Source organism: Streptomyces sp. NRRL S-920, from assembly GCF_000717945.1.
Taxonomy (GTDB): Bacteria; Actinomycetota; Actinomycetes; order Streptomycetales; family Streptomycetaceae; genus Streptomyces; species Streptomyces alboniger.
The window spans coordinates 20516-45404 of sequence record NZ_JODF01000034.1 but is presented as its reverse complement, the minus strand read 5'-3'; the positions used below and the strand labels follow the sequence as shown (position 1 = coordinate 45404).

Annotated in this window: 26 protein-coding genes; 16 read left to right on the top strand and 10 right to left on the bottom strand. The window is 70.5% G+C overall.

Features of this window, described 5'->3' with window-relative positions:
- Positions 1-113 precede the first annotated feature (113 nt).
- The 12 genes from IG54_RS0123700 (at position 114) to IG54_RS0123640 (ending at position 10886) form a co-directional block, all read left to right on the top strand.
- Positions 114-1811, top strand: coding sequence for a nitrite/sulfite reductase (locus tag IG54_RS0123700; RefSeq protein ID WP_030787939.1), 1698 nt, complete (start codon positions 114-116; stop codon positions 1809-1811).
- Positions 1808-1987 (top strand): hypothetical protein, encoded by a 180-nt coding sequence (locus IG54_RS0123695; protein WP_030787937.1) that lies wholly within the window; start codon positions 1808-1810, stop codon positions 1985-1987. The genes IG54_RS0123700 and IG54_RS0123695 overlap by 4 nt, the downstream gene beginning before the upstream one ends.
- Positions 1984-2694, top strand: a complete 711-nt coding sequence (locus IG54_RS0123690; protein ID WP_030787934.1) for a phosphoadenylyl-sulfate reductase — start codon at positions 1984-1986, stop codon at positions 2692-2694. The genes IG54_RS0123695 and IG54_RS0123690 overlap by 4 nt, the downstream gene beginning before the upstream one ends.
- On the top strand, positions 2691-3290 hold the full coding sequence (gene cysC / locus IG54_RS0123685; RefSeq protein WP_051819828.1) for an adenylyl-sulfate kinase: 600 nt from the start codon (positions 2691-2693) through the stop codon (positions 3288-3290). Before IG54_RS0123690 ends, cysC begins: the two co-directional genes overlap by 4 nt.
- A complete protein-coding gene (cysD, locus tag IG54_RS0123680; protein ID WP_030787928.1) occupies positions 3287-4225 on the top strand; it encodes a sulfate adenylyltransferase subunit CysD in 939 nt (312 codons plus the stop codon). The genes cysC and cysD overlap by 4 nt, the downstream gene beginning before the upstream one ends.
- 2 nt (positions 4226-4227) lie before the next feature.
- Positions 4228-5580 carry a sulfate adenylyltransferase subunit 1 gene (locus IG54_RS0123675; RefSeq protein WP_030787925.1) on the top strand — a complete coding sequence of 451 codons (1353 nt, stop codon included), beginning with the start codon at positions 4228-4230 and terminating at the stop codon, positions 5578-5580.
- Positions 5581-5825: 245 nt separating this feature from the next.
- Entirely contained in the window at positions 5826-6929 is a 1104-nt protein-coding gene (locus tag IG54_RS0123665) for an aliphatic sulfonate ABC transporter substrate-binding protein (protein ID WP_030787920.1), read from the top strand.
- Between the two features lie 36 nt (positions 6930-6965).
- A complete protein-coding gene (locus tag IG54_RS0123660; protein WP_030787918.1) occupies positions 6966-7757 on the top strand; it encodes an ABC transporter ATP-binding protein in 792 nt (263 codons plus the stop codon).
- Positions 7744-8640, top strand: a complete 897-nt coding sequence (locus IG54_RS0123655; protein WP_030787916.1) for an ABC transporter permease — start codon at positions 7744-7746, stop codon at positions 8638-8640. The genes IG54_RS0123660 and IG54_RS0123655 overlap by 14 nt, the downstream gene beginning before the upstream one ends.
- A 6-nt stretch (positions 8641-8646) precedes the next feature.
- The gene (locus IG54_RS0123650) at positions 8647-9411 is read left to right on the top strand and encodes a sirohydrochlorin chelatase (RefSeq protein WP_030787914.1); all 765 of its coding nucleotides are present in this window, start codon (positions 8647-8649) and stop codon (positions 9409-9411) included.
- 11 nt (positions 9412-9422) lie between these two features.
- Positions 9423-10280 (top strand): SCO6745 family protein, encoded by an 858-nt coding sequence (locus tag IG54_RS0123645; protein ID WP_030787911.1) that lies wholly within the window; start codon positions 9423-9425, stop codon positions 10278-10280.
- Positions 10281-10364: 84 nt separating this feature from the next.
- Positions 10365-10886, top strand: a complete 522-nt coding sequence (locus IG54_RS0123640; RefSeq protein ID WP_030787908.1) for a GNAT family N-acetyltransferase — start codon at positions 10365-10367, stop codon at positions 10884-10886.
- On the opposite strand, the gene IG54_RS0123635 is transcribed toward IG54_RS0123640, so the two are convergent.
- The 6 genes from IG54_RS0123635 to IG54_RS0123610 form a co-directional block, all read right to left on the bottom strand.
- Complete coding sequence (locus IG54_RS0123635; protein WP_030787905.1) at positions 10855-11259, bottom strand: DUF4440 domain-containing protein; 405 nt, start codon at positions 11257-11259, stop codon at positions 10855-10857. The genes IG54_RS0123640 and IG54_RS0123635 overlap by 32 nt on opposite strands.
- Positions 11252-11800 (bottom strand): DUF1697 domain-containing protein, encoded by a 549-nt coding sequence (locus IG54_RS0123630; protein WP_420712276.1) that lies wholly within the window; start codon positions 11798-11800, stop codon positions 11252-11254. Before IG54_RS0123630 ends, IG54_RS0123635 begins: the two co-directional genes overlap by 8 nt.
- Before the next feature lie 76 nt (positions 11801-11876).
- A complete protein-coding gene (locus tag IG54_RS0123625; protein WP_030787900.1) occupies positions 11877-13085 on the bottom strand; it encodes a S8 family peptidase in 1209 nt (402 codons plus the stop codon).
- Positions 13086-13434: 349 nt separating this feature from the next.
- Positions 13435-14427: a CDP-alcohol phosphatidyltransferase family protein gene (locus tag IG54_RS0123620; RefSeq protein WP_030787896.1), complete on the bottom strand. Its 993-nt coding sequence runs from the start codon at positions 14425-14427 to the stop codon at positions 13435-13437.
- A 209-nt stretch (positions 14428-14636) separates the two neighbouring features.
- Entirely contained in the window at positions 14637-15854 is a 1218-nt protein-coding gene (gene mgt / locus IG54_RS0123615; protein ID WP_030787893.1) for a macrolide-inactivating glycosyltransferase, read from the bottom strand.
- A gap of 38 nt (positions 15855-15892) precedes the next feature.
- Positions 15893-16294, bottom strand: a complete 402-nt coding sequence (locus IG54_RS0123610) for a MarR family transcriptional regulator (protein WP_234336318.1) — start codon at positions 16292-16294, stop codon at positions 15893-15895.
- Between the two features lie 190 nt (positions 16295-16484).
- Here IG54_RS0123610 and IG54_RS0123605 point away from each other — a divergent pair, with 190 nt between their 5' ends.
- The 3 genes from IG54_RS0123605 (at position 16485) to IG54_RS0123595 (ending at position 19974) form a co-directional block, all read left to right on the top strand.
- Positions 16485-17552, top strand: a complete 1068-nt coding sequence (locus tag IG54_RS0123605; protein ID WP_030787887.1) for a membrane protein — start codon at positions 16485-16487, stop codon at positions 17550-17552.
- Between the two features lie 552 nt (positions 17553-18104).
- On the top strand, positions 18105-18521 hold the full coding sequence (locus IG54_RS38200; protein WP_030787884.1) for a hypothetical protein: 417 nt from the start codon (positions 18105-18107) through the stop codon (positions 18519-18521).
- 91 nt (positions 18522-18612) lie between these two features.
- Positions 18613-19974, top strand: a complete 1362-nt coding sequence (locus IG54_RS0123595) for a M1 family metallopeptidase (protein WP_234336314.1) — start codon at positions 18613-18615, stop codon at positions 19972-19974.
- 30 nt (positions 19975-20004) lie between these two features.
- Here the strand turns inward: IG54_RS0123595 and IG54_RS0123590 are convergent, their stop codons facing one another.
- From IG54_RS0123590 to IG54_RS0123580, 3 genes are read right to left on the bottom strand one after another with little or no spacing between them, the layout of a single operon-like run.
- On the bottom strand, positions 20005-21300 hold the full coding sequence (locus IG54_RS0123590) for an ABC transporter substrate-binding protein (protein WP_030787877.1): 1296 nt from the start codon (positions 21298-21300) through the stop codon (positions 20005-20007).
- On the bottom strand, positions 21300-22136 hold the full coding sequence (locus tag IG54_RS0123585; RefSeq protein ID WP_030787874.1) for an ABC transporter permease subunit: 837 nt from the start codon (positions 22134-22136) through the stop codon (positions 21300-21302). Before IG54_RS0123585 ends, IG54_RS0123590 begins: the two co-directional genes overlap by 1 nt.
- Positions 22133-23056: a carbohydrate ABC transporter permease gene (locus IG54_RS0123580; protein WP_030787871.1), complete on the bottom strand. Its 924-nt coding sequence runs from the start codon at positions 23054-23056 to the stop codon at positions 22133-22135. Before IG54_RS0123580 ends, IG54_RS0123585 begins: the two co-directional genes overlap by 4 nt.
- Positions 23057-23226: 170 nt before the next feature.
- Here IG54_RS0123580 and IG54_RS0123575 point away from each other — a divergent pair, with 170 nt between their 5' ends.
- Positions 23227-24090: a phosphotransferase enzyme family protein gene (locus IG54_RS0123575; RefSeq protein ID WP_030787868.1), complete on the top strand. Its 864-nt coding sequence runs from the start codon at positions 23227-23229 to the stop codon at positions 24088-24090.
- A gap of 1 nt (position 24091) precedes the next feature.
- Here the strand turns inward: IG54_RS0123575 and IG54_RS0123570 are convergent, their stop codons facing one another.
- Complete coding sequence (locus tag IG54_RS0123570) at positions 24092-24814, bottom strand: 3'-5' exonuclease (RefSeq protein ID WP_030787865.1); 723 nt, start codon at positions 24812-24814, stop codon at positions 24092-24094.
- Positions 24815-24889: the final 75 nt, after the last annotated feature.

Here is a 24889-nt window from a genome sequence, read left to right as displayed (position 1 = left end):
CACCGATCCCCCCAGCTTCCCCTCCCTGCGCAGCGCCGCGCGCACATTTCCGCATGTGCCCATACCCGCAGGTCAGAGAGCCGCTTTCCCGCTGCCCCGAAGGACGTAACCCCATGCCCGCCACGCCAGAGAAGCCCGCCCCAGCCACGCCCCGCCGCAAGGCGAGCCGTCACCGCGGCGAGGGCCAGTGGGCCGTGGGTCACTTCACGCCGCTCAATGGGAACGAGCAGTTCAAGAAGGACGACGACGGTCTCAATGTGCGGACACGTATTGAGACGATCTACTCGAAGCGGGGCTTCGACTCCATCGACCCCAACGACCTGCGCGGCCGGATGCGCTGGTGGGGCCTCTACACCCAGCGCAAGCCCGGGATCGACGGCGGCAAGACGGCGATCCTGGAGCCGGAGGAGCTGGACGACGAGTACTTCATGCTGCGCGTCCGCATCGACGGCGGCCGGCTGACCACCGAGCAGCTGCGCGTCATCGGTGAGATCTCCGAGGAGTTCGCGCGCGGGACCGCCGACCTCACCGACCGGCAGAACGTCCAGTACCACTGGATCCGCGTCGAGGACGTCCCCGAGATCTGGCGGCGGCTGGAGGCCGTGGGGCTCTCCACCACCGAGGCCTGCGGCGACACGCCCCGCGTCATCCTCGGCTCGCCCGTCGCCGGCATCGCGGAGAACGAGATCATCGACGGCTCCCCCGCCATCGACGAGATCCAGCGCCGCTTCATCGGCAACCCCGACTTCTCGAACCTGCCGCGCAAGTTCAAGTCCGCCATTTCCGGCTCACCGCAGCTGGACGTCGCGCACGAGATCAACGACGTCGCGTTCGTCGGCGTCCACCACCCCGAGCACGGCCCCGGCTTCGACCTCTGGGTCGGCGGCGGCCTGTCCACCAACCCCAAGCTGGGTGTGCGCCTCGGCGCCTGGGTGCCCCTCGACGACGTGCCGGACGTGTACGGCGGCGTCATCGGCATCTTCCGCGACTACGGCTACCGGCGGCTGCGCAACCGCGCCCGTCTGAAGTTCCTCGTCGCCGACTGGGGCCCGGAGAAGTTCCGCCGGATCCTGGAGGAGGAGTACCTGGGGCGGAAGCTGGCCGACGGCCCCGCGCCCGAGCAGCCCGCCGGCACCTGGCGCGACCACCTCGGCGTGCACCGGCAAAAGGACGGCCGCTTCTACGTCGGCTTCGCCCCCCGGGTCGGCCGGGTGGACGGCGCCACCCTCACGAAGATCGCCGAGGTCGCCGAGGCACACGGCTCGGGACGGCTGCGCACCACCGCCGAGCAGAAGATGATCGTGCTCGACATCGAGCAGGAGCAGGTCGACTCGCTCGTCTCCGCCCTGGAGTCCCTCGACCTGAAGGTCAACGCCTCGCCGTTCCGGCGCGGCACCATGGCCTGCACCGGCATCGAGTTCTGCAAGCTCGCCATCGTCGAGACCAAGGCGCGCGGCGCCTCGCTCATCGACGAACTGGAGCGCCGCATCCCGGAGTTCGACGAGCCGATCACCATCAACATCAACGGCTGCCCGAACGCCTGCGCCCGCATCCAGGTGGCCGACATCGGACTCAAGGGCCAGCTGGTCCTCGACGACGACGGCAACCAGGTCGAGGGCTACCAGGTACACCTGGGCGGCGCGCTCGGCCTCGACGCCGGGTTCGGCCGCAAGGTCCGCGGCCTGAAGGTCACCGCGGACGAGCTGCCCGACTACGTCGAGCGGGTCCTCAAGCGGTTCCAGGAGGAGCGCACGGACGGCGAGCGGTTCGCCACGTGGGCCGCCCGAGCCGGCGAGGAGGCCCTGAAGTGAGCGAGCGAGCCGCCCCCTTCCACTGCCCCTACTGCGGCGACGAGGATCTGCGTCCGAACGAGACCGGTCACGGCGCGTGGGAATGCGCGGCGTGCAACCGGGCCTTCCAGTTGAAGTTCCTCGGGTTGCTCGCCCGGGGAGTTCAGCACACCGACGGCGGAGGCGAGCGTATATGACGACCACTCACACGGCGCGTACCGACGCGGAGTTGAAGGCGCTCGCCGAGCAGGCCGGGCGCGACCTGGAGGACGCGTCCGCGCTGGAGATCCTCCAGTGGGCGGCCGCCACCTTCGGCGGGGAGTTCTGCGTGACCTCCTCGATGGAGGACGCGGTCGTCGCCCACCTCGCCTCGCGGGCCGCGCCCGGCGTGGATGTCGTCTTCCTCGACACGGGCTACCACTTCCCGGAGACCATCGGCACCCGCGACGCCGTCGAGGCCGTGATGGACGTCAACGTCATCACCCTGACGCCGCGTCAGTCGGTGGCCGAGCAGGACGCCGCGTACGGGCCCCGGCTGCACGACCGCGACCCGGACCTGTGCTGCAAGCTGCGCAAGGTCAAGCCTCTTGAGGAAGGCCTGACGTCGTACGCGGCCTGGGCCACCGGCCTGCGCCGTGACGAGTCGCCGACCCGGGCGAACACCCCGGTCGTCGGCTGGGACGAGAAGCGGCGGAAGGTCAAGATCTCGCCGATCGCCCGCTGGACGCAGGACGACGTCGACGCGTACGTCGCCGAGCACGGCGTCCTCACCAACCCTCTGCTGATGGACGGTTACGGCTCGGTCGGCTGCGCTCCCTGCACCCGCCGCCTGGTGGAGGGCGAGGACGCGCGGGCCGGCCGCTGGGCCGGGAACACCAAGACCGAGTGCGGGATCCACGGATGACCGCGGCACAGCGAGAGAGCGCACGGCAAGAGCGTGCACAGCGAGAGACTCAGGAGAACCACGTGAGCGGAGCCACCGTCTGGCTCACCGGCCTGCCGAGCGCCGGCAAGACGACCATCGCGTACGAACTGGCGGGCCGCCTGCGTGCGCAGGGCCGCCGGGTCGAGGTGCTCGACGGGGACGAGATCCGCGAATTCCTCTCCGCGGGCCTCGGCTTCAGCCGTGCGGACCGGCACACTAATGTGCAGCGCATCGGCTTCGTGTCCGAACTCCTCGCCCGTAACGGCGTGTTGGTCCTCGTGCCGGTGATCGCGCCGTACGCGGACAGCCGTGAGGCGGTGCGCAAGCGCCACCAGGCGGCCGGCACCGGGTATGTGGAGGTGCACGTCGCCACGCCGGTCGAGGTCTGCTCCGTACGCGATGTGAAGGGCCTGTACGCCAAGCAGGCGGCCGGCGAGATATCCGGGCTCACCGGGGTCGACGACCCGTACGAGGAGCCCGAGTCTCCCGATCTGCGCATCGAGTCGCAGGACCAGACGGTGCGGGAGTCCGCCGCGGCCCTGCACGCGCTGCTCACCGAAAGGGGCCTGGCATGACCACCGTTGCCGCTGTGACCGGCGAGGGCACCGACAGCCCGTACGCGCTCAGCCATCTGGACGCCCTGGAGTCCGAGGCGGTGCACATCTTCCGCGAGGTGGCGGGCGAGTTCGAGCGGCCGGTGATCCTCTTCTCCGGTGGCAAGGACTCGATCGTCATGCTGCATCTGGCGCTGAAGGCGTTCGCCCCCGCCGCGGTGCCCTTCTCCCTGCTGCACGTCGACACGGGGCACAACTTCCCCGAGGTCATCGAGTACCGCGACCGGGCGGTGGCCGAGCACGGGCTGCGGCTGCACGTGGCCTCGGTGCAGGAGTACATCGACGCCGGGAAGCTGCGCGAGCGCCCCGACGGGACGCGCAACCCGCTCCAGACCGTGCCGCTCACCGAGAAGATCCAGAGCGAGCGGTTCGACGCGGTCTTCGGCGGCGGGCGGCGCGACGAGGAGAAGGCCCGCGCCAAGGAGCGGGTGTTCAGCCTTCGCGACGAGTTCTCGCAGTGGGATCCGCGCCGTCAGCGGCCCGAACTGTGGCAGCTCTACAACGGCCGCCACGCGCCGGGCGAGCACGTCCGGGTCTTCCCGCTGTCCAACTGGACCGAGCTGGACGTGTGGCAGTACATCGCCCGCGAGGACATCGAGCTGCCGCAGATCTACTTCGCGCACGAGCGGGAGGTGTTCAAGCGCTCGGGGATGTGGCTGACCGCGGGCGAGTGGGGCGGCCCCAAGGGCGACGAGCGGGTCGAGACCCGACTCGTCCGCTACCGCACGGTCGGCGACATGTCCTGCACCGGCGCCGTCGACTCGGACGCCACGACGCTGGACGCCGTCATCGCCGAGATCGCCGCGTCCCGGCTGACCGAGCGCGGGGCGACCCGGGCGGACGACAAGCTCTCCGAGGCCGCGATGGAAGACCGCAAGCGCGAGGGGTACTTCTAACCATGAGCAACACCACCGCCACCACCGAGCAGTTGGCCGACCTGTCGGCCACCACCCTGCTGCGGTTCGCCACCGCCGGATCCGTCGACGACGGCAAGTCCACCCTGGTGGGCCGCCTCCTGCACGACTCCAAGTCGGTCCTGACCGACCAGCTGGAGGCCGTGGAGCGCGTATCGGCCAGCCGCGGCGCCGACACCCCCGACCTGGCACTGCTCACCGACGGCCTGCGCGCCGAGCGCGAGCAGGGCATCACCATCGACGTGGCCTACCGCTACTTCGCCACCGCCCGGCGCCGGTTCATCCTCGCCGACACGCCCGGCCACGTGCAGTACACGCGGAACATGGTCACCGGCGCGTCCACGGCCGATCTGGCCGTGGTCCTGGTCGACGCCCGCAACGGCGTCATCGAGCAGACCCGCCGCCACGCCGCCGTCGCCGCCCTGCTGCGCGTCCCGCACGTCGTCCTGGCCGTCAACAAGATGGACCTCGTCTCCTACGAGGAGCGGGTCTTCGCCGAGATCGCCGAGGAATTCACCGCCTACGCCCGTGAGTTGGGCGTCCCGGAGATCACCGCCATCCCCATCTCCGCGCTGGCCGGTGACAATGTCGTCGAGCCGTCGTCGAACATGGACTGGTACGGCGGTCCCACCGTCCTGGAACACCTGGAGACGGTCCCGGTCAGCCACGACCTGACCTCCTGCCACGCGCGCCTTCCGGTGCAGTACGTGATCCGCCCGCAGACCGCCGAGCACCCCGACTACCGCGGCTACGCGGGCCAGATCGCGGCCGGCACCTTCCGCGTCGGCGAGTCCGTGACGGTCCTGCCCTCGGGCCGCACCTCGACGATCTCCGGGATCGACCTGCTGGGCAAGGCGGTGGACGTGGCCTGGACACCGCAGTCCATCACCCTCCTCCTGGAGGACGACATCGACATCGCGCGCGGCGACCTCATCGTGCCGAGCGGTGACGTGCCACGGGCCACCCAGGACATCGAGGCGACGGTCTGCCATGTCGCGGACACTCCTCTGGACGTCGGCCAGCGGGTGCTGCTCAAGCACACCACTCGCACGGTCAAGGCGATCGTCAAGGAGATCCCCTCGCGGCTGACCCTCGACGACCTGTCCCAGCACCCGGAGCCCGGGCGGCTCGTCGCCAACGACATCGGGCGCGTGAAGGTCCGTACCGCCGAGCCCCTCGCGCTCGACTCGTACGCGGACTCGCGGCGCACCGGGTCGTTCCTGCTGATCGACCCGGCCGACGGCACGACGCTGGCGGCCGGCATGGCGGGCGAGGCGTTCGCCACCGCCGCCGAAGAGGCCGCTTTGGCCCCGGACGACGAGGGCTGGGACTTCTGACATGCCCCGACTCGACGTGTTCTCGACCTTCGCGAAGGAGGGCGGCCGCATCGGCAGCGGCGCCCTCGGCAGCGGGCAGGGCGGCGTCGCGCGATGTGTGCGATGACGTACGCGCACCGCCTGCGCGCCCACCGCCGCCCCGTCCTGCGGGGCGCACCCCTACGACGTACGCGAAGACGAAGACCTGCCGACCTCCCGGCCACGACCTGACGGCGTGCGCCCGGGCCGACGAGAGGCCACCTCCCGTGCCTGCACCACGTACCCGACTCACCGCCCTGGCGGCCCTGCCCCTGCTGGCCCTGGCGCTCGGCGCCTGCGGATACGGCTCCCATAAGACGGACCAGGACGGCAAGTCCAAGGTCGCCGCGGGCGCGAAGAAGATCGACGGCCTGGACAGCGTGCGGATCGGCTACTTCCCGAACCTGACCCACGCCACCGCCCTCGTCGGCAACCGCGAGGGGCTGTTCCAGAAGGAACTGGGCGGTACGGAGGCGAAGTACTCGCAGTTCAACGCGGGGCCCTCGGAGATCGAGGCGCTGAACGCGGGCTCGATCGACATCGGCTGGATCGGCCCCTCGCCCGCCATCAACGGCTACACCAAGTCCCAGGGCAAGAACCTGCGGATCATCGGCGGCTCGGCCTCCGGTGGCGTGAAGCTCGTGGTGAACCCCAAGAAGATCAAGTCCCTGGACGACGTCAAGGGCAAGAAGATCGCGACGCCGCAGCTCGGCAACACCCAGGACGTGGCCTTCCTCAACTGGATCGCGGAGCAGGGCTGGGACGTCGACGCGCAGAGCGGCAAGGGCGACGTGTCGGTGGTCCGCACCGACAACAAGATCACCCCGGACGCCTACAAGTCCGGTTCCATCGACGGTGCCTGGGTGCCCGAGCCGACCGCGTCCAAGCTGGTGGCCGAGGGCGGCAAGGTGCTCCTCGACGAGGCCGACCTCTGGCCGGACAAGAAGTTCGTAATCACGAACATCATCGTGAAGCAGAGCTTCCTGAAGGAGCACCCCAAGGTCGTCGAGGCCGTGCTGCGCGGCGCCGTACGGACCAACGCCTGGATCGAGAAGAACCCGGACAAGGCGAAGGCCGCCGCGAATGCCCAGCTCAAGGCGGACTCCGGCAAGGCGCTCCCCGCCGAGGTGCTCGACCCGGCGTGGAAGTCGATCCGGACGACCAACGACCCGCTGGCCGCCACCCTCGAAGCGGAGGCGGACCACGCGGTCAAGGCCGGCCTCCTGGAAGAGCCCGACCTCAAGGGCATCTACGACCTCGGTCCGCTGAACAAGGTCCTTCGGGCCGAGGGCGGCTCCCCGGTCGACGACGCCGGTCTCGGCGTCAAGTAAGCCCGGCAGACGACCAGTTCCCAGGAGGTGACGACCATGGCGACCACCCTCGCCAAGGCCGCGGAGGAGATCCGCGCCGAGACAACGCACGCCGCCCGGATCGAGCACGTATCGAAGTCCTTCACCGGCCCCGCCGGGTCCCAGCTCGTCCTCGACGACATCACGCTCGATGTCGCTCCGGGTGAGTTCGTCACCCTCCTGGGCGCGTCGGGCTGCGGGAAGTCGACGCTGCTCAACCTGGTGGCCGGGCTCGACAAGCCGTCGGCGGGCACCATCGCGACGGACGGCCGCCCGGCCCTGATGTTCCAGGAGCATGCGCTCTTCCCGTGGCTGACCGCGGGCAAGAACATCGAACTCGCCCTGAAGCTGCGCGGCGTACCGAAGGCGGAGCGCCGCCCGAAGGCCGAGGAGCTGCTGGAACTCGTCCGGCTGCACGGCGCGTACGGCAAGCGCGTGCACGAGCTGTCCGGCGGCATGCGCCAGCGCGTGGCGCTGGCCCGCGCGCTCGCGCAGGACAGCAGGCTCCTGCTGATGGACGAGCCGTTCGCCGCGCTGGACGCGATCACGCGCGATGTGCTGCACGACGAGCTGACCCGCATCTGGCGCGAGACGAACGTCTCCGTCCTCTTCGTCACGCACAACGTCCGCGAGGCCGTGCGCCTCGCCCAGCGCGTCGTGCTCCTCTCGTCGCGTCCCGGCCGGGTGGCGCACGAGTGGCGGGTCGACATCCCGCACCCGCGCCGCATCGAGGACTCCGCAGTTGCGGAACTGTCCGTCGAGATCACCGAACAACTGCGTGGGGAGATCCGCCGCCATGGCCAGCACTGAGACGAAGGAGGCCGGGGACAGTCAGGATCTCGCCGGTCTCGAGGCGGGGCTCGACGCGCTGGAGACGACCGCGGGTCCCGTGCGCACGCCCGTGCGCCAGGTCCTGGTGCAGAAGGTGCTGCCGCCGCTCACCGCGGTGCTGCTCGTCCTCGTGGTCTGGCAGGCGCTGGTCTCCTTCAAGGTCGTCGACGACCCGAGCAAGCTGCCCTCGCCGTCCGCGGTCTGGAACGAGGTGCGCGAGGCCTGGCTCCAGGGCACGCTCCTCGACTACATCTGGACGTCCGTCTCGCGCGGGCTGCTCGGCTTCCTGTTCGCCCTGGCGATCGGCACGCCGCTCGGCCTGATCGTCGCCCGGGTGCGGTTCATCAGGGCCGCGATCGGCCCCATCCTCTCCGGGCTCCAGTCGCTGCCCTCGGTGGCGTGGGTGCCGCCGGCCGTGCTCTGGCTGGGCCTGGAGAACAAGATGATGTACGCGGTGATCCTGCTCGGCGCCGTGCCCTCCATCGCCAACGGCCTGGTGTCGGGCGTCGACCAGGTGCCGCCGCTGTTCCTGCGCGCGGGCCGCACGCTCGGCGCGTCGGGCCTGCGGCACACCTGGCACATCGTGCTCCCAGCCGCGCTGCCCGGCTACCTCGCGGGGCTCAAGCAGGGCTGGGCGTTCTCCTGGCGGTCCCTCATGGCCGCGGAGATCATCGCGTCCTCGCCGGAGCTGGGGGTGGGCCTCGGCCAGCTCCTGGAGAACGGCCGCAACGCCAGCTCCATGCCCATGATCTTCCTGGCCATCTTCCTCATCCTCATCGTCGGCATCGCCATCGACCTGCTCATCTTCAGCCCGTTGGAGCGGCGCGTGCTGCGCGGCCGCGGTCTCCTCGTGAAGAGCTGAGGCGCCGTGTACCGACCCGTGCTCCTCGTCATCGCCCACGGCAGCCGCGACCCGCGGCACGCCGCGACCGTGCGCGCGCTGGTGCGCCGGGTGCGGTCGCTGCGCCCGGGACTGCGGGTGGAGGTCGGCTTCCTGGACTTCGACGCGCCTTCCGTGCCGGCCGTGCTGGAGAGGCTCGCGGCCGAAGGCGTACGGGACGTCGTGGCGCTGCCCCTGCTGCTGACGCGCGCGTTCCACGCCAAGGCGGACATCCCGGCGGTGCTGCGCGAGGCCCCCGCGGCCCTGCGCGTCCGCCGGGCGCCGGTCCTCGGCCCGTCGCCTCTCCTCCTGCACGCCCTGGAGCAGCGGTTGTACGAGGCGGGGCTCGACCCCGCCGACAGGTCCTCGACCGGGGTCGTGCTGGCCTCGGCGGGGTCATCGGACCCGGAGGCGATCGCAGTGATCGCTGAAATCGCGCGGGAGTGGCGGCTCACCGGTTGGTGTGCCGTGCGGCCTGCGTTCGCCTCCGCATCTCTGCCGCGCACGGAGGACGCCGTGCGCGCACTGCGTGCCGTGCCCGGGGTACGTCAGGTGGCGGTCGCCCCCTACGTCCTCGCGCCCGGCTTCCTACCGGACCGCATCGCGCGGGGCGCCGCCGGGGCCGACGTACTGGCCGACGTCCTCGGCCCGGCGCCGGCGGTGGCGCGGCTGCTGGTGCGGCGCTACGAAGAGACGTACGCGCCGGACACCTGCTCTGTTGCTCCTCTGGCGCGGATTCCCGCACTGGCCTAGCTTGTGGGTTCATGACCCCGAGCCGTTCCCGCACGCTGTGGCTGCGGACCGAACCCCTGCACGCGGTGATCTATTTCGAGGAGCGCTGCCGCGGCCTCGGCCGGGCGGTGGGCCTCAAGGGCTTCTGGATGGGGTACTTCGCCGCCCGCGCCGCCCCGATGGGCCGCGTGGGGCCCGGCGTCGCGTCGGCGGCCCTCGGTGTCTTCGCGCCGGGCATGGTGGCGCGCGCCCTCCCCTCGGCCTGGGAGTACGCCTCGCCGGACCGGGTCGTCGAGGAGCGGGCCCGCCTCGCGGCCCGCGCCCTGCGCCAACTGGTCCCGGACATCGCCATCTTGACGACTTCGGCCAACCCGCCACTGAAGGCCCTGGTCGAGGACGCCCCGCCGCTGGCCCGCCCCCTGTTCGCCGCCAACCGCGACCTGACGGACCGGGCGGACCCGGTGGAGCGTCTATGGCAACTGGTCACGTGCGTACGGGAATTCCGGGGCGACGCGCATGTCGCGGTGCTCGCCGATCACGGGCTGGACGCGCGCGAGGCCCTCGTCCTGGCCGCCGCCACGGGCAGGGTGGACGCGTCCCGCATCCGCCAGGACCGCGGCTGGAGCGAGGAGGAGTGGGAGGTAGCCGTGGACCGCCTGCGCGGCCGCGGACTGATCGATCCGACGGGCCGGGTGACCGAACAGGGCCTGACGGAACGCGAGTTGATCGAGGACGACACGGACCGCCTCACCGACCGCCTGCTGCACCCCTTGCCCTCCCCCACCGTGGACGCACTCCTGGCCGCCCTCCACCCGGCGTCCCGGGCCATCCAGAGTTCGGGCATCCTGCCCTACCCGAACCCGATCGGACTGCCGCGTACGGCGGGGTGACGGACCCCCGGGGGACTCCTCCGCAGGGCCGTGACCGGCGCAAACCGCTTGCCCCACCCGGGCCGGCCCCCTACTGTCTCGCGGATGACACCCGAACTGCGGTCCGAACGCCTCTCGCTCTGCGCCTATGCCTCCGCCGACGAGGCGCACTTCGTCGCGCTCTTCCAGGACGAGGCCGTCGGCCGCTGGTTCGGGGACGGCATGCAGAGCGCGGCGGAGGACCGGGCGCTGTTCGGGCGGATATTCAGCCTCATCTACGCGGAGGAACGTTTCCCCGTGTGGGCGGTCCGGTACGAGGGGCGCTACGTCGGGCACGCGGAGCTGAAGCCCTCGCCCGAGACCTGGCTCGACGGGCACGAGATCGTCTACGGCCTGACCAGGGAGACCTGGGGCCTCGGGCTCGGGACCGAGCTGGCGCGGCTGCTGACCTCGTACGGGCACGAGACCCTCGGTCTGGCCGAGGTGCACGCCACCGTGGACTCGGAGAACACCGCCTCCCTCGCCGTCCTCAAGCGCCTCGGCTACACCCAGGGCCGCGAGGTCCCCGAGGAGAACGGCAGGACCACCCTGCTGCTCACCTCCCGACTTCAGGCCCCGCCTCTCTGATGTCACTGGCGTCACTGAAGGGCGTCCCCTGGTGGAAAAAGAGCCGCCATCCGTCCTCCGTACGCCGCCACAGCGAACTGCGGTGCGCACGGCGGCCGTTGCTGTCCGTGTCGAAGGTCAGGTGGACCACGTCGTCGGCGAGCTGGACGCCGCGCATGTGCGAGGTCGTGGTGGGGCGGCTCGCGGGGTCGGGGCGATCCGTGAGGAGCCGTACGATCGACTCCCGGTCCCAGCGCGTGCCGGACGCTCCGAACTCGGTGAACTCCGGGTGCAGCAAGGCTCCGAAGAGTTCGGGTGAGGTGCGCACCTCGGGGTCCAGGAGGCGCAGTTCGCCCTCGATGGCGGCTTCGACGGCGGGGGTGCGTTCAGTCATGGGTCATCTCCACGAGCCGGGTGACGGTGTTCCAGTTGCGGCTGGTGGCGATGAGGCCCTTGTTCAGGGCGGGTCTCGACAGCTGCTCGCCGAGTCTGGAGCGGCCGAGTCCTTCGGGTGCGTACAGGTAGAGGGCGCGGTCGCCGAGCCCGAACTCCTCCGGGAGGAAGGCGGTTCGGTCGATGGTGGCGAAGCGTTCCGCGTCGACGGGCGCGGAGAAGTAGGTGACGTGGAGCTGCTTGGCCTCCAGCTCGGCCGCCGGGAACGGGCAGGCGTCGGCCACCGCCCGCAGATACGCGCCGTCGCGCACCAGCACCTCGACGGCGAAGCCGAAGTGCTCCTCGATCGCCGTCCGCAGCTGGGCGGCGAGTGACTCCTCGTCGCCCCGCTCCGCGGTGAAGACCGCGTTGCCGCTCTGGAGGTACGTCTGTACGCCGCCGTGCCCGAGCCCCTCCAGGAGCGCGCGCAGCTGCGCCATCGGTACCTTCTTGTGGCCGCTCACGTTGATGCCGCGCAGGAGTGCCGCGTATCTCTTGGTCACCATGCGCACACCATAGAGCGGCCGCCGTGCCCCGTGGGGGTGGGCACGGCGGCCGCGGCTCGGCGGACGGGGAGGGTTACTCGACGATCTTCAGGAGCTTGTTGGGCGTGCCCTCGCTCGGGTTGGAGATCTTGTCCGGGGTGGCGCCGTCGGTCAGGGCCTTGGCGACGTCCGCGGGCTTGGCGTCCGGGTGGGCGGCGACGTAGACGGCGGCGGCGCCCACGACGTGCGGGGTGGCCATCGACGTACCGGAGATGGTCTTGGTGGCGTCGTCACCGGTGTTCCAGGAGGACGTGATGTCCGAGCCCGGGGCGTAGATGTCCACGACGGAGCCGAAGTTGGAGAAGTCCGACTGCTGGTCGTCCTTGGTGGAGGAGGCGACCGTGATGGCCTCCTTCACGCGGGAGGGGGAGCCCTGGGAGGCGTCGGCCGACTCGTTGCCGGCGGCCACCGCGAAGGTGACGCCCGAGGCGATCGCCTTCTGGACGGCCGCGTCGAGCGCCTCGTCCGCGCCGCCGCCGAGGCTCATGTTGGCGACGGAGGGGCCCTGGTGGTTCTTGGTGACCCAGTCGATACCCGCGACGACCTGCTCGGTGGTGCCCGAGCCCTGGTCGTCCAGGACCCGGACCGCGACGATCTTCGCCTTCTTGGCGACGCCGTGCGACTCACCGGCGATGGTCCCGGCGACGTGCGTGCCGTGGCCGTTGCCGTCGTCGGCGTTGTCGTCGTTGTCGATGGCGTCGAAGCCGGAGGTGGCGCGGCCGCCGAAGTCCTTGTGGCTGACGCGGACACCGGTGTCGATGACGTACGCGGTGACGCCCTCGCCGGCGGCGTCCGGGTAGGTGTACTTGCTGTCGGCCGCGGTGTCCGCCTGGTCGATGCGGTCCAGGCCCCACGACGGCGGGTTGTCCTGGGTGGCGTCGATGGTGAACTTCTTCGACTGGACGACCTTGCCGACGGCCGGGTCGGCGGCCAGGCGCTTGGCCTCGGTCTCGCTCAGGCCCTTGGCGGAGAAGCCGTTGATGGCGGAGGAGTAGTTCCGCTTCAGCTCGCCGCCGTACTCCTCGGCGAGGTCGGACTTGGTGCCCTTGTCGGCCTTCTCGTCCATCATCACGATGTAGCTGCCGGCGACGGCGCCCTTGGCGTCCGCGCCGTAGATCTTGCCCTCGGCGGGAGTGGCCGCACCGGCGAAGGAGGTGGCGAAGACCGTCACGCCGGCCGCGGTGGCGGCGGTGGCTATCGCGGCGGTGAGCTTCATCGTGCGGGCACGCTTGTGAGTTGCCATGAAGAGGGGTCTCCTCAGTGCTGTGTGGGGGGATGTGGGGGGTATTCGGTTGTCTTGCCAGGGGTGTGCCGTGGCGACAAGTTCGTCGCGGCACGCCCTGACGCCCGGAAGATCTCCGGGTGTTGGGACGAAACCCTGACCGATTGACGCGCGCAGATCAATACCTACATACAGCTGTGACTTGTTCAACAAGCTTTCGTAATAACAAACGGGACCTGACGCATCGGAACGGACATCTCGCCGCGCAAACGCCCCAACTCCAGGTAACAGCAGACCTTTTGCGCCCCCCACGCGACGCCGGGCGGGCTGGAGATCCCAGCCCGCCCGGCGTCGCGTGCACTGCGCGCGGCTATGCCACCGCGGGCTCCTTCTGCTCCTCGAAGGAGTCGATGGTCCGCGTGAAGTCCCTCGTCGAGAGCAACAGCTTGTAAATGATGGCGAGTTCGAAGACGAGGAGAAGCGCGCCGGAGACGATCGTCGCGGGCACCACCACGTCGAAGAGCGGGCCGATCATGAAGACGCCCATCTGGAACTCGATGCCGCTCACCAGGTGCGCGCGTATGCGGTGGCGCAGCAGGAAGGAGCGGGCCCGCAGATAGGCGGGGAACTTCCGCCGGAACTCCTGGTGCAGGTCGATCACCTGAGGCTTGGGGGCGACCGGTGCCGCCTCCCCGTCGACACCGGTCCCCTCGGCCGTCTGAGGGTCGTACGCGGCCTCGCCCGCCGCCCGCTGGAGGTCCTGCTCGATGTCCGCCGAGGGGTTGTCGCGCAGCAGGTCCTCCATGAAGGCCAGCTCCGCCTCGTTCTGCGCGCGCCGCGCGGCCCGCATGCGCGACTTGATCTGCTTGCGCATGGAGTGGCGGATCTTGAAGATCTCCAGCGAGTTGATGTACCGCAGGGTGTCGAGCGCCACGACGACGAGGGCGAGCCAGATGTAGAGGGTGTCCCCGGTGCGCTCGTACTGGCCGCCCATCAGGGCGACGCCGCACACCATGACGCGGATCCGGTCGAAGACGAAGTCGAGCCAGGCGCCGAAGACCGAGCCCTGCCCGGTGAGTCGGGCGACCTTGCCGTCCATGCAGTCGAGGATGAAGCTCAGGTGGTAGATGACGGCGCCGAGAGCGAGCCACTTCCAGTCACCGAGCGCGAAGCACGCGGCGGAGCCGAGACCGAGAAGGAACGCGCCCCATGTGATCTGGTTGGGCGTGATCCTCGTACGCATCGCGGTGATGCGCACGAGCGGCGTGGCGACCGGGTCGACAAGCAACACGGTCCACCACGCGTCGCGCTTCTTCTGAGTGATGCGGCGCACCTCGGCGAGGGGCGGTATGTCTCGACGCATGGGGGTCAACTTCCTGGCGTTCGACGAAAGTTCATCTCACGCTAGGGAGTGGTTCGCACAAGGAACAAGATCTACGCTGTGCAACCTTTACCCGGGGGTAACGGTCAACCTTTCAGGACGAGTCAATGGGCCTTCCAGCACGGTGGCGCGTTATCAGAGCGTTACCGAACAACTGGGCCGCTCAGGGAACCGCGTCACGCAGCGTTACGTCAGAGCCTTCGGGCCCGCCCCTTCTCCAGCTCCTCCTCGATGAGGTCGGCCGCCCTACTCGTGCCCCCCTCCCCCGCCATCGACCTCTGGATCTCCCCCAGCCTGCGGGCGACTTCGGGGTCGTCGACCAGCGCGAGAACCGCCTCGCGCAGGGCTTCGGCGGTCGCCTCCGCCATCGGCAGGTGCCGGGCGACGCCAAGTCCCTGGAGCATGTCGGCGTTGCCGAACTGGTCGGTGGCGAGCGGCACGGCCACCATCGGCGTCGCCGTGGCGAGCCCCTCCTGACTGCCGCCCGCACCGGCGTGCGTGATGAACGCGTCCGCCTTCTTCAGGATCGCCAGCTGCGGCACCCAGTCACGCACTTCCACGTTCCCGGGCACCTCGCCGAGTTCGCTCGCGTCGACGTACTTACCGACCTGGAGCACCACATGCCAGCCCGGCAGCCCTCCGAATGCCTTGACGCACTCGCGGTAGAACTCGGGCTGCTTGGTGAAGGCCGAGCCGAGCGAGACCAGCAGCACCTTCTCGGCGCCGGCGGGCCGCTCCCAGTCACCCTGCTCCGCCCGGTCGCCCTGACAGGCGCCGACGAAGGTGTGCACGCTCTCGTCGACCCGGTCGGCGTGCGGCTGGAGCGCCTTGGGGATCAGTACGAGCGAGCGCGGCGGACGCCCGACGAAGGGGTCGCAGTGCTGGGTGATGCCGTTCTCCGTGAGCCAGGCATGGAAGCGCGCGTAGTACGCCTGGCCGCGCTCGGTCCCCTTCAACTGCGCGTACATCGGTTCGGCCACCTCCTCCTCGTAGCCGTCCCAGGCGACGAGGTTCGGCGAGAGCGAGATCTCGGGGACGCCCCAGCGGCGGGCGAGGACGCGCGCCGGGTAGGAGGTGATGTCGTACAGGACAAGGTCGGGTTCGTCGCCCTCGTAGGCGCGGGCCAGCTCCGGGAGGACCGTGATCGCGTCGTGCAGGAACGGCTCGATGTTGTCGATCAGCTCGGTGCCCCAGGCCTCCGGGTCGTCGTCGGGGCCCGGCAGCGTCGTGGTGTAGGGGCGGGGCTCGGCGCCGGTCTCCGCGACCTTCCCCGCGAAGGCGTGCGGGATGGCATAGGTCACGCGGTGGCCGCGGGCGACGAGTTCCCGGACCACTTCGAGGCTCGGGTTGACGTGCCCGTGGGCGGCGATCGAGAACATGGCGATGTGGGCGGGCCCGGGTGAGGTCATACCCGGGACCCTAAGCGAGACGATACGTCTCGTGCAAGCTATACGGATCCTCCGTCGTCGTCGGCGGCCTCGTTGTAGCGGAGCAGATAACCGGCGAACCGCTCCAGGTCCGCCCCGCTCCACCCCGCGAGCCGCCCCTGGAACGCGACCCGGCGAGCCTCGCCCACCTGCGCGAGGACTTCATTGCCCCGGTCGGTGAGGTGCAGCACGTGCACCCGGTGATCGGTCGGATCGAGTCGCCGCTCGACGAGTCCCGCCTTCTCCAGGGCGCCGACCTGCCTGCTGATCGTCGACTTGTCGAGGGTGTAGTGCACGGCCAGATCCGTGGCCCGGCAGCCGCCCTGGTGTTCGAGGTGGCTGAGCAGCGTGAAGGACACGAGCGACAGCTCAGGGTGCATCCGCGCGGCGGTGGCCCGCGCGCGGCGGGCGAAGGCGGTCATCTCCCGCTGAATGATCTCGATGGCCTCGTCGCGACCGGTCACGATTTCTCCCTCTCCCAGGATGGTTGTACAGTACAACATCGGAAGGGTTGCATATAGCAACTATGCCGCCCCCTCCACGCCCACCACGCGATCTACGCCACCTACTCCACCTACTCCATCCACCTGTCGAGTCTCCGGAGAAACCCCCATGTCCGTCACCGCGGAACCCGCGCCCCGCCTGCGCGACGCGCTGCGCCACGTCCTCCTCCATCTGGTGACGCCCCTGCTGATGTGCCTCGGCATGGGCCTCGCCTACATGGGCGCGTTCGTCACGCCCGAGCCGAACGACATGCCGATCGCCGTCGTCGGCTCGGGCCCGCAGGCGCGGGTCCTCGCGCAGACCGTCAAGGACAAGGCGGGCGACGCCCTCGACGTTCGCACCCTCGCCGACCGCGCGCAGGCCGTCGACGCGCTCAAGTCCCTGGACATAGCCGGGGCCTACGTCCCCGACGCCAAGGCGCCCGAGCTGATCGTGGCCTCCGCCGGGTCCGACATGAGTTCACTGGCGGCGCAGAAGATCTTCACGCCGGTCGCGGCGGAGCAGGGCGTACCGCTCAAGGTCACCGATGTCGCGGCGCCGGTCGCCGACGACCCCACGGGCCAGGGCCTGTTCTTCCTGCTCGTCGCGGTCAGCATCGGCTCGTACGCGTCGGTGGCGGTCCTCGGCGCGGCGGGCGCGGGGCTGCGGATGCGGGCCCGCGCGGGCCTCGCGGTGGGGGTCGCCCTCGCCGTCAGCCTGATCGGCGCCGCGCTCGCCGGGCCCATCTTCCACCTCGTGCACCACGGCCTGTGGGGCGTATGGGCGATGGCCTGGCTCTACTCGGCGGGGGTCCTCCTCATCGGCGTAGGACTGCACACGTTCCTCAAGCGCTGGACGACGCTGGCGATGATGGTGCTCTTCGTGATGCTCAACTTCACGACGTCCGGCGGTCTCTTCCGGCCCGAACTCCAGAACGGCTTCTTCGGCTCGCTGCACGCCTTCTGGAACGGCGCGGGCTTCGTCGAGGGCATCCGCAGCCACCTCTACTTCGGCGGCCACGGCCTGGGCGGGCACGTGTGGACGCTGGCCGGCTGGCTGCTGCTCGGCCTGGCGATCGTCGCCATCGCGGGCCTGTGGGAGCGACGCGGGCGGACGGCGGCGGTTCCCGCCCGGGGGCGGGAGGCTCAGGAGCGGGAAGCGGAGGAAGAGGAGATGGAGGAGTCGGTCGCGGTGTGATTCCGCCCGTGAGGTGCGGTGGCGGTGTCTTTGCCGGGGCGCGGTGGCGCCTTCGCCCTGTGGCGCGGTGGCGGTGTCCTCGCCGTGCGGCGCGGGCGCGACGCCCCCGCCGCACAGCGCGGTCGCGGTGGCCTCCGTGGAGCGGTCGCGGGAACGCCTCCGTACGGCGAGGGCAAGCCCACTCACGACCGTCACCGTCACCGCGACCGCGACCGCGACCGCGAAGGCGAGGTGCTGCCCCGTCAGCACCGCGTCGTGGCTGAGCGCGTGGACGCCGGCGCCCCCGGCCACGGACGCCACCCCGCGAGGACCGCGGGGCCGAGCCGCTGCCGATCCGCAGCGCGGTGGACGTCACCTCGAAAGCCGCGCCCTGCTGGGCCTGCGGGACGCCCCCGCAGGCCCAGCACCATGAGCGCCGGGAAGTCCGACCCCGCCGCCCCGCTGGGCCGATGAATCAAGGAGCCCGACGCGCGGCGGCAACCTGACGGAGTCTCTGGCCCTCTTACCTGGCGAACGAGCAGACCTCCCTCCGAGCGGCCGGAAGACCACCTCATGAACCACGTGCACGCGGGACGCCCCGCAGCGCTCGCGTGCGCGGCCGTCCTCTGCCTCGCCCTGTCGGCGTGCGGCGCGAAGAGCACGGGCGGCGGCGCGCAGGCCCCGGACGACTCCGTACGGAAGTCCGATCACCGCCTCCTGGAGCAGTTCCGCTCCTGGGCCCGCGACTCCGGTGAGTCCCGCACCGCCCGCCACGCGCGGGCCCTGACGACGGTCGAACTCACCGGCACCGACGAGGCGGACGACTACGACGTCGAAGTGAAGACCGACCTCTCCGCGCGGCCGGCCACCGCCAAGGAACTCGGGGGCCTCTTCCGTACCTGGTGGGACGGCGACGACGGCGACGGCACCGCCAGAGATCTCGTACTGCTCGACGTACGTGGGAACCGCCTCGCCCACAACCGCCTGTGACCGCGCCCGTCCGCCCACGCCCCGCCCCCGTCAGGAGTTCACCATCCGCCCCCGCCGCTCCACCCTCCTCCTGGCCGCCCTATTCCTCACGGTGACGACCGCCTGCACGACCTCGTCGACGTCGGACCGCGCCGACGGGGCGCCGCGCGCCGGTGCCACCGGCGTCGACGACCATCTGTTCCCGGCCCTCGGCAACGGCGGTTACGACGTCGCCCACTACGCCCTGGAACTGGATTACGTCCCCGACGACAACGCCCTCGAAGGCACCGCCGTGATCACCGCGCGGGCGACACAGGACCTGTCCCGCTTCAGCCTGGACCTCGCGGGCCTGCGCGTGCGCCACGCCGCCGTCGACGGCTCCGACGCCCGCTTCAGCAGGAAGAAGAACAAGCTGACGCTCTCCCCCGCCCGGCCCATCGGCAAGGGCGAGACCTTCAGGACCACCGTCCGGTACGACGGGACGCCCCGGATGCTCACGGCGAGCGACGGCGGCGACGAGGGCTGGATCGAGACGGACGACGGCGTGGCGGCGCTGGGCGAACCCACCGGTTCCATGACCTGGTTCCCCGGCAACCACCACCCGTCGGACAAGGCGACGTACGACATCGACGTCACCGTCCCGTCCGACTACACCGCGGTCAGCAACGGAACACTGCGCGAGACGCGGCAGCGCGGCAAGCGCACCACCTTCCGCTGGCACAACCCCGAGCCCACGGCGAGCTACGTCGCGAGCGTCGTCACCGGCGTCTTCGACGTCTCCACCACGACGACGGACGACGGCCTGCCCGTCTACACCGCCGTCGACCCCGACGAGGCGGACGGGCCCGTCGACGTCCACGACCTGGTGCCCGAGGTCGTCGACTGGGCCAGTGACCGCTTCGGCCCCTACCCCTTCTCCTCGACCGGCGCCGTCGTCGACCACCTCCCCGACCTCGGCTACGCCCTGGAGACGCAGACCAAGCCGTACTTCCAGGAGGCACCCGACACCCGCCTGGTCGTCCACGAACTGGCCCACCAGTGGTTCGGCAACTCCGTCACGCCCCGCGCCTGGCAGGACATGTGGCTGAACGAGGGCTTCGCCACCTACGCCGAGTGGCTGTGGGACGAGGAGCACGGCCACCGCAGCGCGCAGGAGACCTTCGACTCCTTCTACGACGGCACGCATTCGGAGAGCGACGGCATCTGGGACTTCCCGGCCGCCGACCCGCCGAGCGCCGCCCGGGTCTCCGACAGGCCGGTGTACGGCAGGGGCGCCATGACGCTGCACCAGCTGCGCGAGACCGTGGGCGACCGCACCTTCTTCGGCATCCTGCGCACCTGGACGCGTGAGCACCGGCACGGGAACGCCGACACCGAGCAGTTCATCGCGCTGTGCGAGAAGAAGTCGGGGCAGGACCTCACTGAGCTGTTCGACAACTGGCTCTTCTCGGCGGAGAAGCCGGACGCCGACTGAGACCGCGCCCCGGGCTCGTACAGCGCAGACCTAGCGCTGATATCTCGCCAGGACCAGATTGCCGTCCTCCACCAGGCGTTCGCGCAGCTCGTCCAGGTCGATCGCCCCGCTGTAGTACTCCTGGAAGGCCGGGGTGGCGACCTTGTCCTTCCACTCCGGATAGCCCCGCACCGACTGGGCGGGCGCCGAGCGCAGATCCTCGGCAAGGGCCGTGCCCGCCGCCCAGTCGTGCTTGCCGGTGCGCAGCGCGGGGTCCTTCAGCGCCTCCTTGCCGGTCGGCAGCATCCAGTCGCCGCGCGCCAGCTTCACCATGTTGTCCGGCTGGAGGAAGAAGTCGATGAACTGAGCCGCTTCCTTCTTGTGCGGGCTGTCCTCGGCGACGGACAGGGTCTGCGGGCTGACGCCCTGTGCGAGCCCCTCGGATCCGGCGGGCGCGGGAAGCACCTGCCAGTCGAAGCCCTTCGGGGCCTGCTGGACGATCTGCTGGCGGTAGGAGAAGCCGAGCGGGACCATCGCGTACTTCCCGCCGAAGAAGCCGGGCAGCGTGTCGGACCCGCCCATGCCGAGGGTCGTGCCGGAAGCGCTCTTGTCGTTGTTGACCTGGTCGTGGACCGTGCGAGGCATGATCTCGTCGGCCTTGTCGAAGCGGACGTCGACCTTGCCGTCCGCACCGCGGTGGAACATCCGGCCGCCCGCAGACAGGGAGAGGTTGAGCGTCGCGGAGACCGGCTCCTTCAAGGGCCAGGCGACGCCGTACTTACCGTCCTCGCCGTCGCCGAGTTCCTTGGTGACGTCCCTGAACTCCTCCCAGCTCCACGGCTTCTCGGGGGTGGGGACGCGGACGCCCGACCTCTTCAGCCACTTCGCGTTGGCGATCAGGACGCGCGGCTCCTGGAGGAACGGCACGCCGTAGACCTTGCCCCCGAAGGTCGTCGTCTGCCAGCTGCGCTTCGGGATATCGGCCTTCAGCCGCTCGGGGAGCAGCTCGCCGAGGTCCGCGAGGTACCCGCCGTAGGCGAAGTCGGCGAGGTCGTCCGAGGCGTCGTGGATGATGTCGGGCGCCTCGCCGCCCTCGAAGGAGGTGAGCAGCTGGTCGTGGACGCTGTCCCAGCTTCCCTGGACGTACTCGACCTTGACGTCGGGGTGGGTGGCGTTCCACTCCTCGACGAGGACCTTGTTGGCGTCGACGGACTCCTTCTGCCAGGCCAGGGACTGGAACTGGAGCGTGATCTTCCCGTCGTCGTCGCCGGAGTCGCCGCTGCATCCGGTGAGCAGCAGGGCGAGCGCGGTGGCCGCGGCGGTCAGCAGCCGTGGTGCAGTACGCATCAGGCCTTCACCGCCCCCGCCAGCATGCCGCCCGTGATCCGCTTCTGGATGATCGCGAAGATGACGAGCGAGGGGATGGTCGCGAGGAACGCCGCTGCCGCGAGGGGGCCGAGGTCCGCGACGCCCTCCGCGCCGATGAAACGGTTGAGGATGACCGGCAACGTCTGCTTCTCCGGGGTCTTGAGCAGGACGAGCGCGAAGAAGAACTCGTTCCACGCGGTGATGAAGGCGAACATCGCCGTGGCCACGATGCCGGGTGCGAGCAGCGGCGCGACGACCGAGACGAACGTCCGCACCCTGCTCGCGCCGTCCACCGCGGCCGCCTCCTCCAGCTCGGTCGGCACCGCGCGGACGTACCCGACGAGCATCCACAGCGCGAAGGGCAGCGACCACACCACGTACACCATGATCAGTCCGAGCAGCGAGTTGATCAGGTGGAGGTTCTTCAGGATCAGGAAGAGCGGGATGATGATGAGGACGAACGGGAACGCCTGACTGACCACCACCCAGCCCGTGGCCGCCTTCGCCAGACGCGTGCGGTGCCTGGCCATGACGTACGCCATCGGTGTCGCGATGACGACCGCGATCAGGGCCGCGCTGACCGCGGCGACCAGGGAGTTGCCGGCGGCCTGGAGGAGCGGCTGTTCGTCGAAGGCCTGCCGGAAGTTCTCCAGGGTCGGGTCCTTCGGGATCCAGGTGGGGTTGAGGCTGCCCAGCTCCCGCGCGGGCTTGAAGGCCGTGGAGATCAGCCAGAGGAACGGGAAGGCGAGGAAGACGAGGTAGGCGGCGAGCGCCACGTACTGCGCGGCGCGCGTGGACTTCTTCGTACGCATCATGCCTCGTCGCCTCCCTTCAGGCGGCCCACGAGGTAGACGGCGAGGAGCACGGAGATCACGGCGACCATCACACAGCCCATGGCCGCGGCGTAGCCGAACTGGCCGTAGCGGAACGCCTGTTCGTAGGCGAAGAGCATGGGCAGGCGGGTGCGGCCGCCGGGGCCGCCCTGGGTCAGGACATAGACGAGGGCGAAGGAGTTGAAGTTCCAGATGAAGTTGAGCGCCGTGATGGCGAGGGCGATCGGCTTGATGGCGGGCCAGGTGACGGTCCGAAAGCGCCGCCAGGCGCCCGCGCCGTCCATCGCGGCCGCTTCGTGCAGCTCGCGCGGGGTGTTCTGCAACCCGGCGAGCAGGGCGACGGTGGTCTGCGGCATGCCCGCCCAGACGCCGACGACGATCACGGCGAAGAGCGCGGTGGCCGTGCCGGTCAGCCAGTCCTTGCCCGCGCCGAGCCCGAAGGTGGAGAGCGTTTCGTTGAGCACGCCCGCGTCCGGGTGGTAGACGAGGCGCCACATGATGCCGACGACCACCTCGGGCATCGCCCAGGGAATGATCGCGAGCGCCCGCGCCAGCCAGCGGAAGCGCAGGTTCTGGTTGAGCAGCAGCGCGAGGCCGAGCGCGAGCAGGAACTGCGGCACGGTGACGCCGAACGCCCAGAGGAGGCCGATCCGGAACGAGTCCCAGAAGAGCGTGTCGTGCAGCAGGTCCTGGAAGTTGAGGGTGCCGATCCACTGCGTGGGCTCGGTGCGGCCCGACTGGGAGTCGGTGAAGGCCAGCGCGATGCCGTAGAGGAGGGGGCCGACGCTGAGGACGAGGATCGGGGTCAGGGCGGGCAGCACGAGGAACCACGCGCCGTGGTCCGCGCCTCCGCGGTTCGGCGCGCCTCTCGCTGACCGCTTCGTCGCGGTCCCTAATGTCACGGAATCGGCTCCTTCGGGCGGCTCATACGGGTCTGGCCGCCCTGGCGGCCCCCGTCATCGTGCTGATGTGATCTTGATACGTCAAGCAGCTGCGCAGCCCGCGCACGCCTGTTGGCCTGTGCGAATGCGAGACTGTCGGGCGAACGGGGCAACGGGTGCGGGAGGCACGAGTGGACGAGGCACGGGCGCGGGACGTACTGGACGCGGCGGAACTTTCGGTTCCGGTGAGCGGGGCCCATCTGCTCGCCCTCGGCGAGAACGCGGTGTTCGGCGTCGGCGACCTGGTCGTCAAGATCGGCCGGAACGCCCCCGGGCTCCTCGACCGGGCGCGGCGCGAACTGGGCGTCGCCCGGTGGCTCGAACAGGCGGGCGTCCCCGCCGTACGGGCCGTGGAGGCCGAACCCCGGGTCGTGGACGGCCACGCGGTGACGCTCTGGCACCGGCTCCCGGAGGCCGTGCGCCCCGCCGAGCCGCGTGACCTCGCCGCGCTGATCCGTCTCGTACACGAACTGCCCTCCCCCTCCTTCGAACTGCCGCGCCGTGAACTGCTCGGCGGCGTCGAGCGCTGGCTGCGGCTCGCGGGTGACGCCATCGATCCGGCCGACGCGGACTATCTGCGTGAGCGCAGGGACGGATTCGCCTCGGCGGCCGCCGCGCTCACCCCGCACCTGCCGCCGGGACCGATCCACGGCGACGCGCTGCCGCGCAACGTCCTGGTGGGACCCGACGGCCCCGTCCTCGTGGACCTGGAGACCTTCTCCAGCGACCTGCGGGAGCACGATCTGGTCGTCATGGCGCTCTCCCGCGACCGGTACGGACTCTCGCCCGAGGCGTACGACGGGTTCGTCTCGGTCTACGGGTGGGATGTGCGGGAGTGGGAGGGGTGCGCGATCCTGCGGGGCGCCAGGGAGACGGCCAGCTGCGCATGGGTCGCACAGCACTCACCGGCCAACCCGAAGGCGCTGACGGAGTTCCGCCGCAGGGTGGCCTCCCTGCGGGACGGGGACACCGAGGTGCGCTGGTACCCCTTCTGACTCAGCTCGCCGCGGGCGCGGGCTCCTTGAAGGGCCACACCCCGTCCACCACCGCGTCCTCGTTCCCCTTCTTCCTGAGGAAGGTCTGGAAGTCCGCCGCCCATTCCGCGTACCACTCGATCTGGCGGCGGTGCAGGTCCGCCGGGCCGAGGGTGGCGACCTTGGGGTGGCGGTCGGCTATCGCGCAGGCGAGGCGGGCCGCGGCCTGGGCGTCGGCCGCCGCGTCGTGGGCGGATTCCAGGACCACGCCGTACTCCGTGCAGACCGCCTCCAGATTCCGCTTGCCCCTGCGGTAGCGATCCACGGAGCGGTCGATCGTGTACGGATCGATGACCGGGCCGGGCTCCGCGCCGCCGAGCCGCTCGCTCAGGGACGCGAGGCCGTGCCGCCGCAGCTCGGCGGAGAGCAGGCTCAGGTCGAAGACCGCGTTGTACGCGACGACCGGGACGCCCGACTGCCAGTACGAGACGAGGACGTCGGCGAGCGCGTCCGCCACCTCGGTGGCGGGGCGGCCCTCGGCCGCCGCCCGTTCGTTCGAGACGCCGTGCACGGCCACCGCGTCGGCCGGGATCGGAACTCCCGGATCCGCCAGCCAGGTGCGACGGCCCAGCGTCTCGCCCGCCTTGACCTCGACCACCGCGGCGGTCACGATGCGCGCTTCGTCCGGATCCGTCCCTGTCGTCTCCAGGTCGAAACCGATCAGCAGCTCCTGGTGCCAGCCCACGGCCGCCCCCTTCTTCGTCGTGCTTTCCCCCAGTGGCCACCACGATCGCATGCGCCACAGACAATCCGAGGTCCG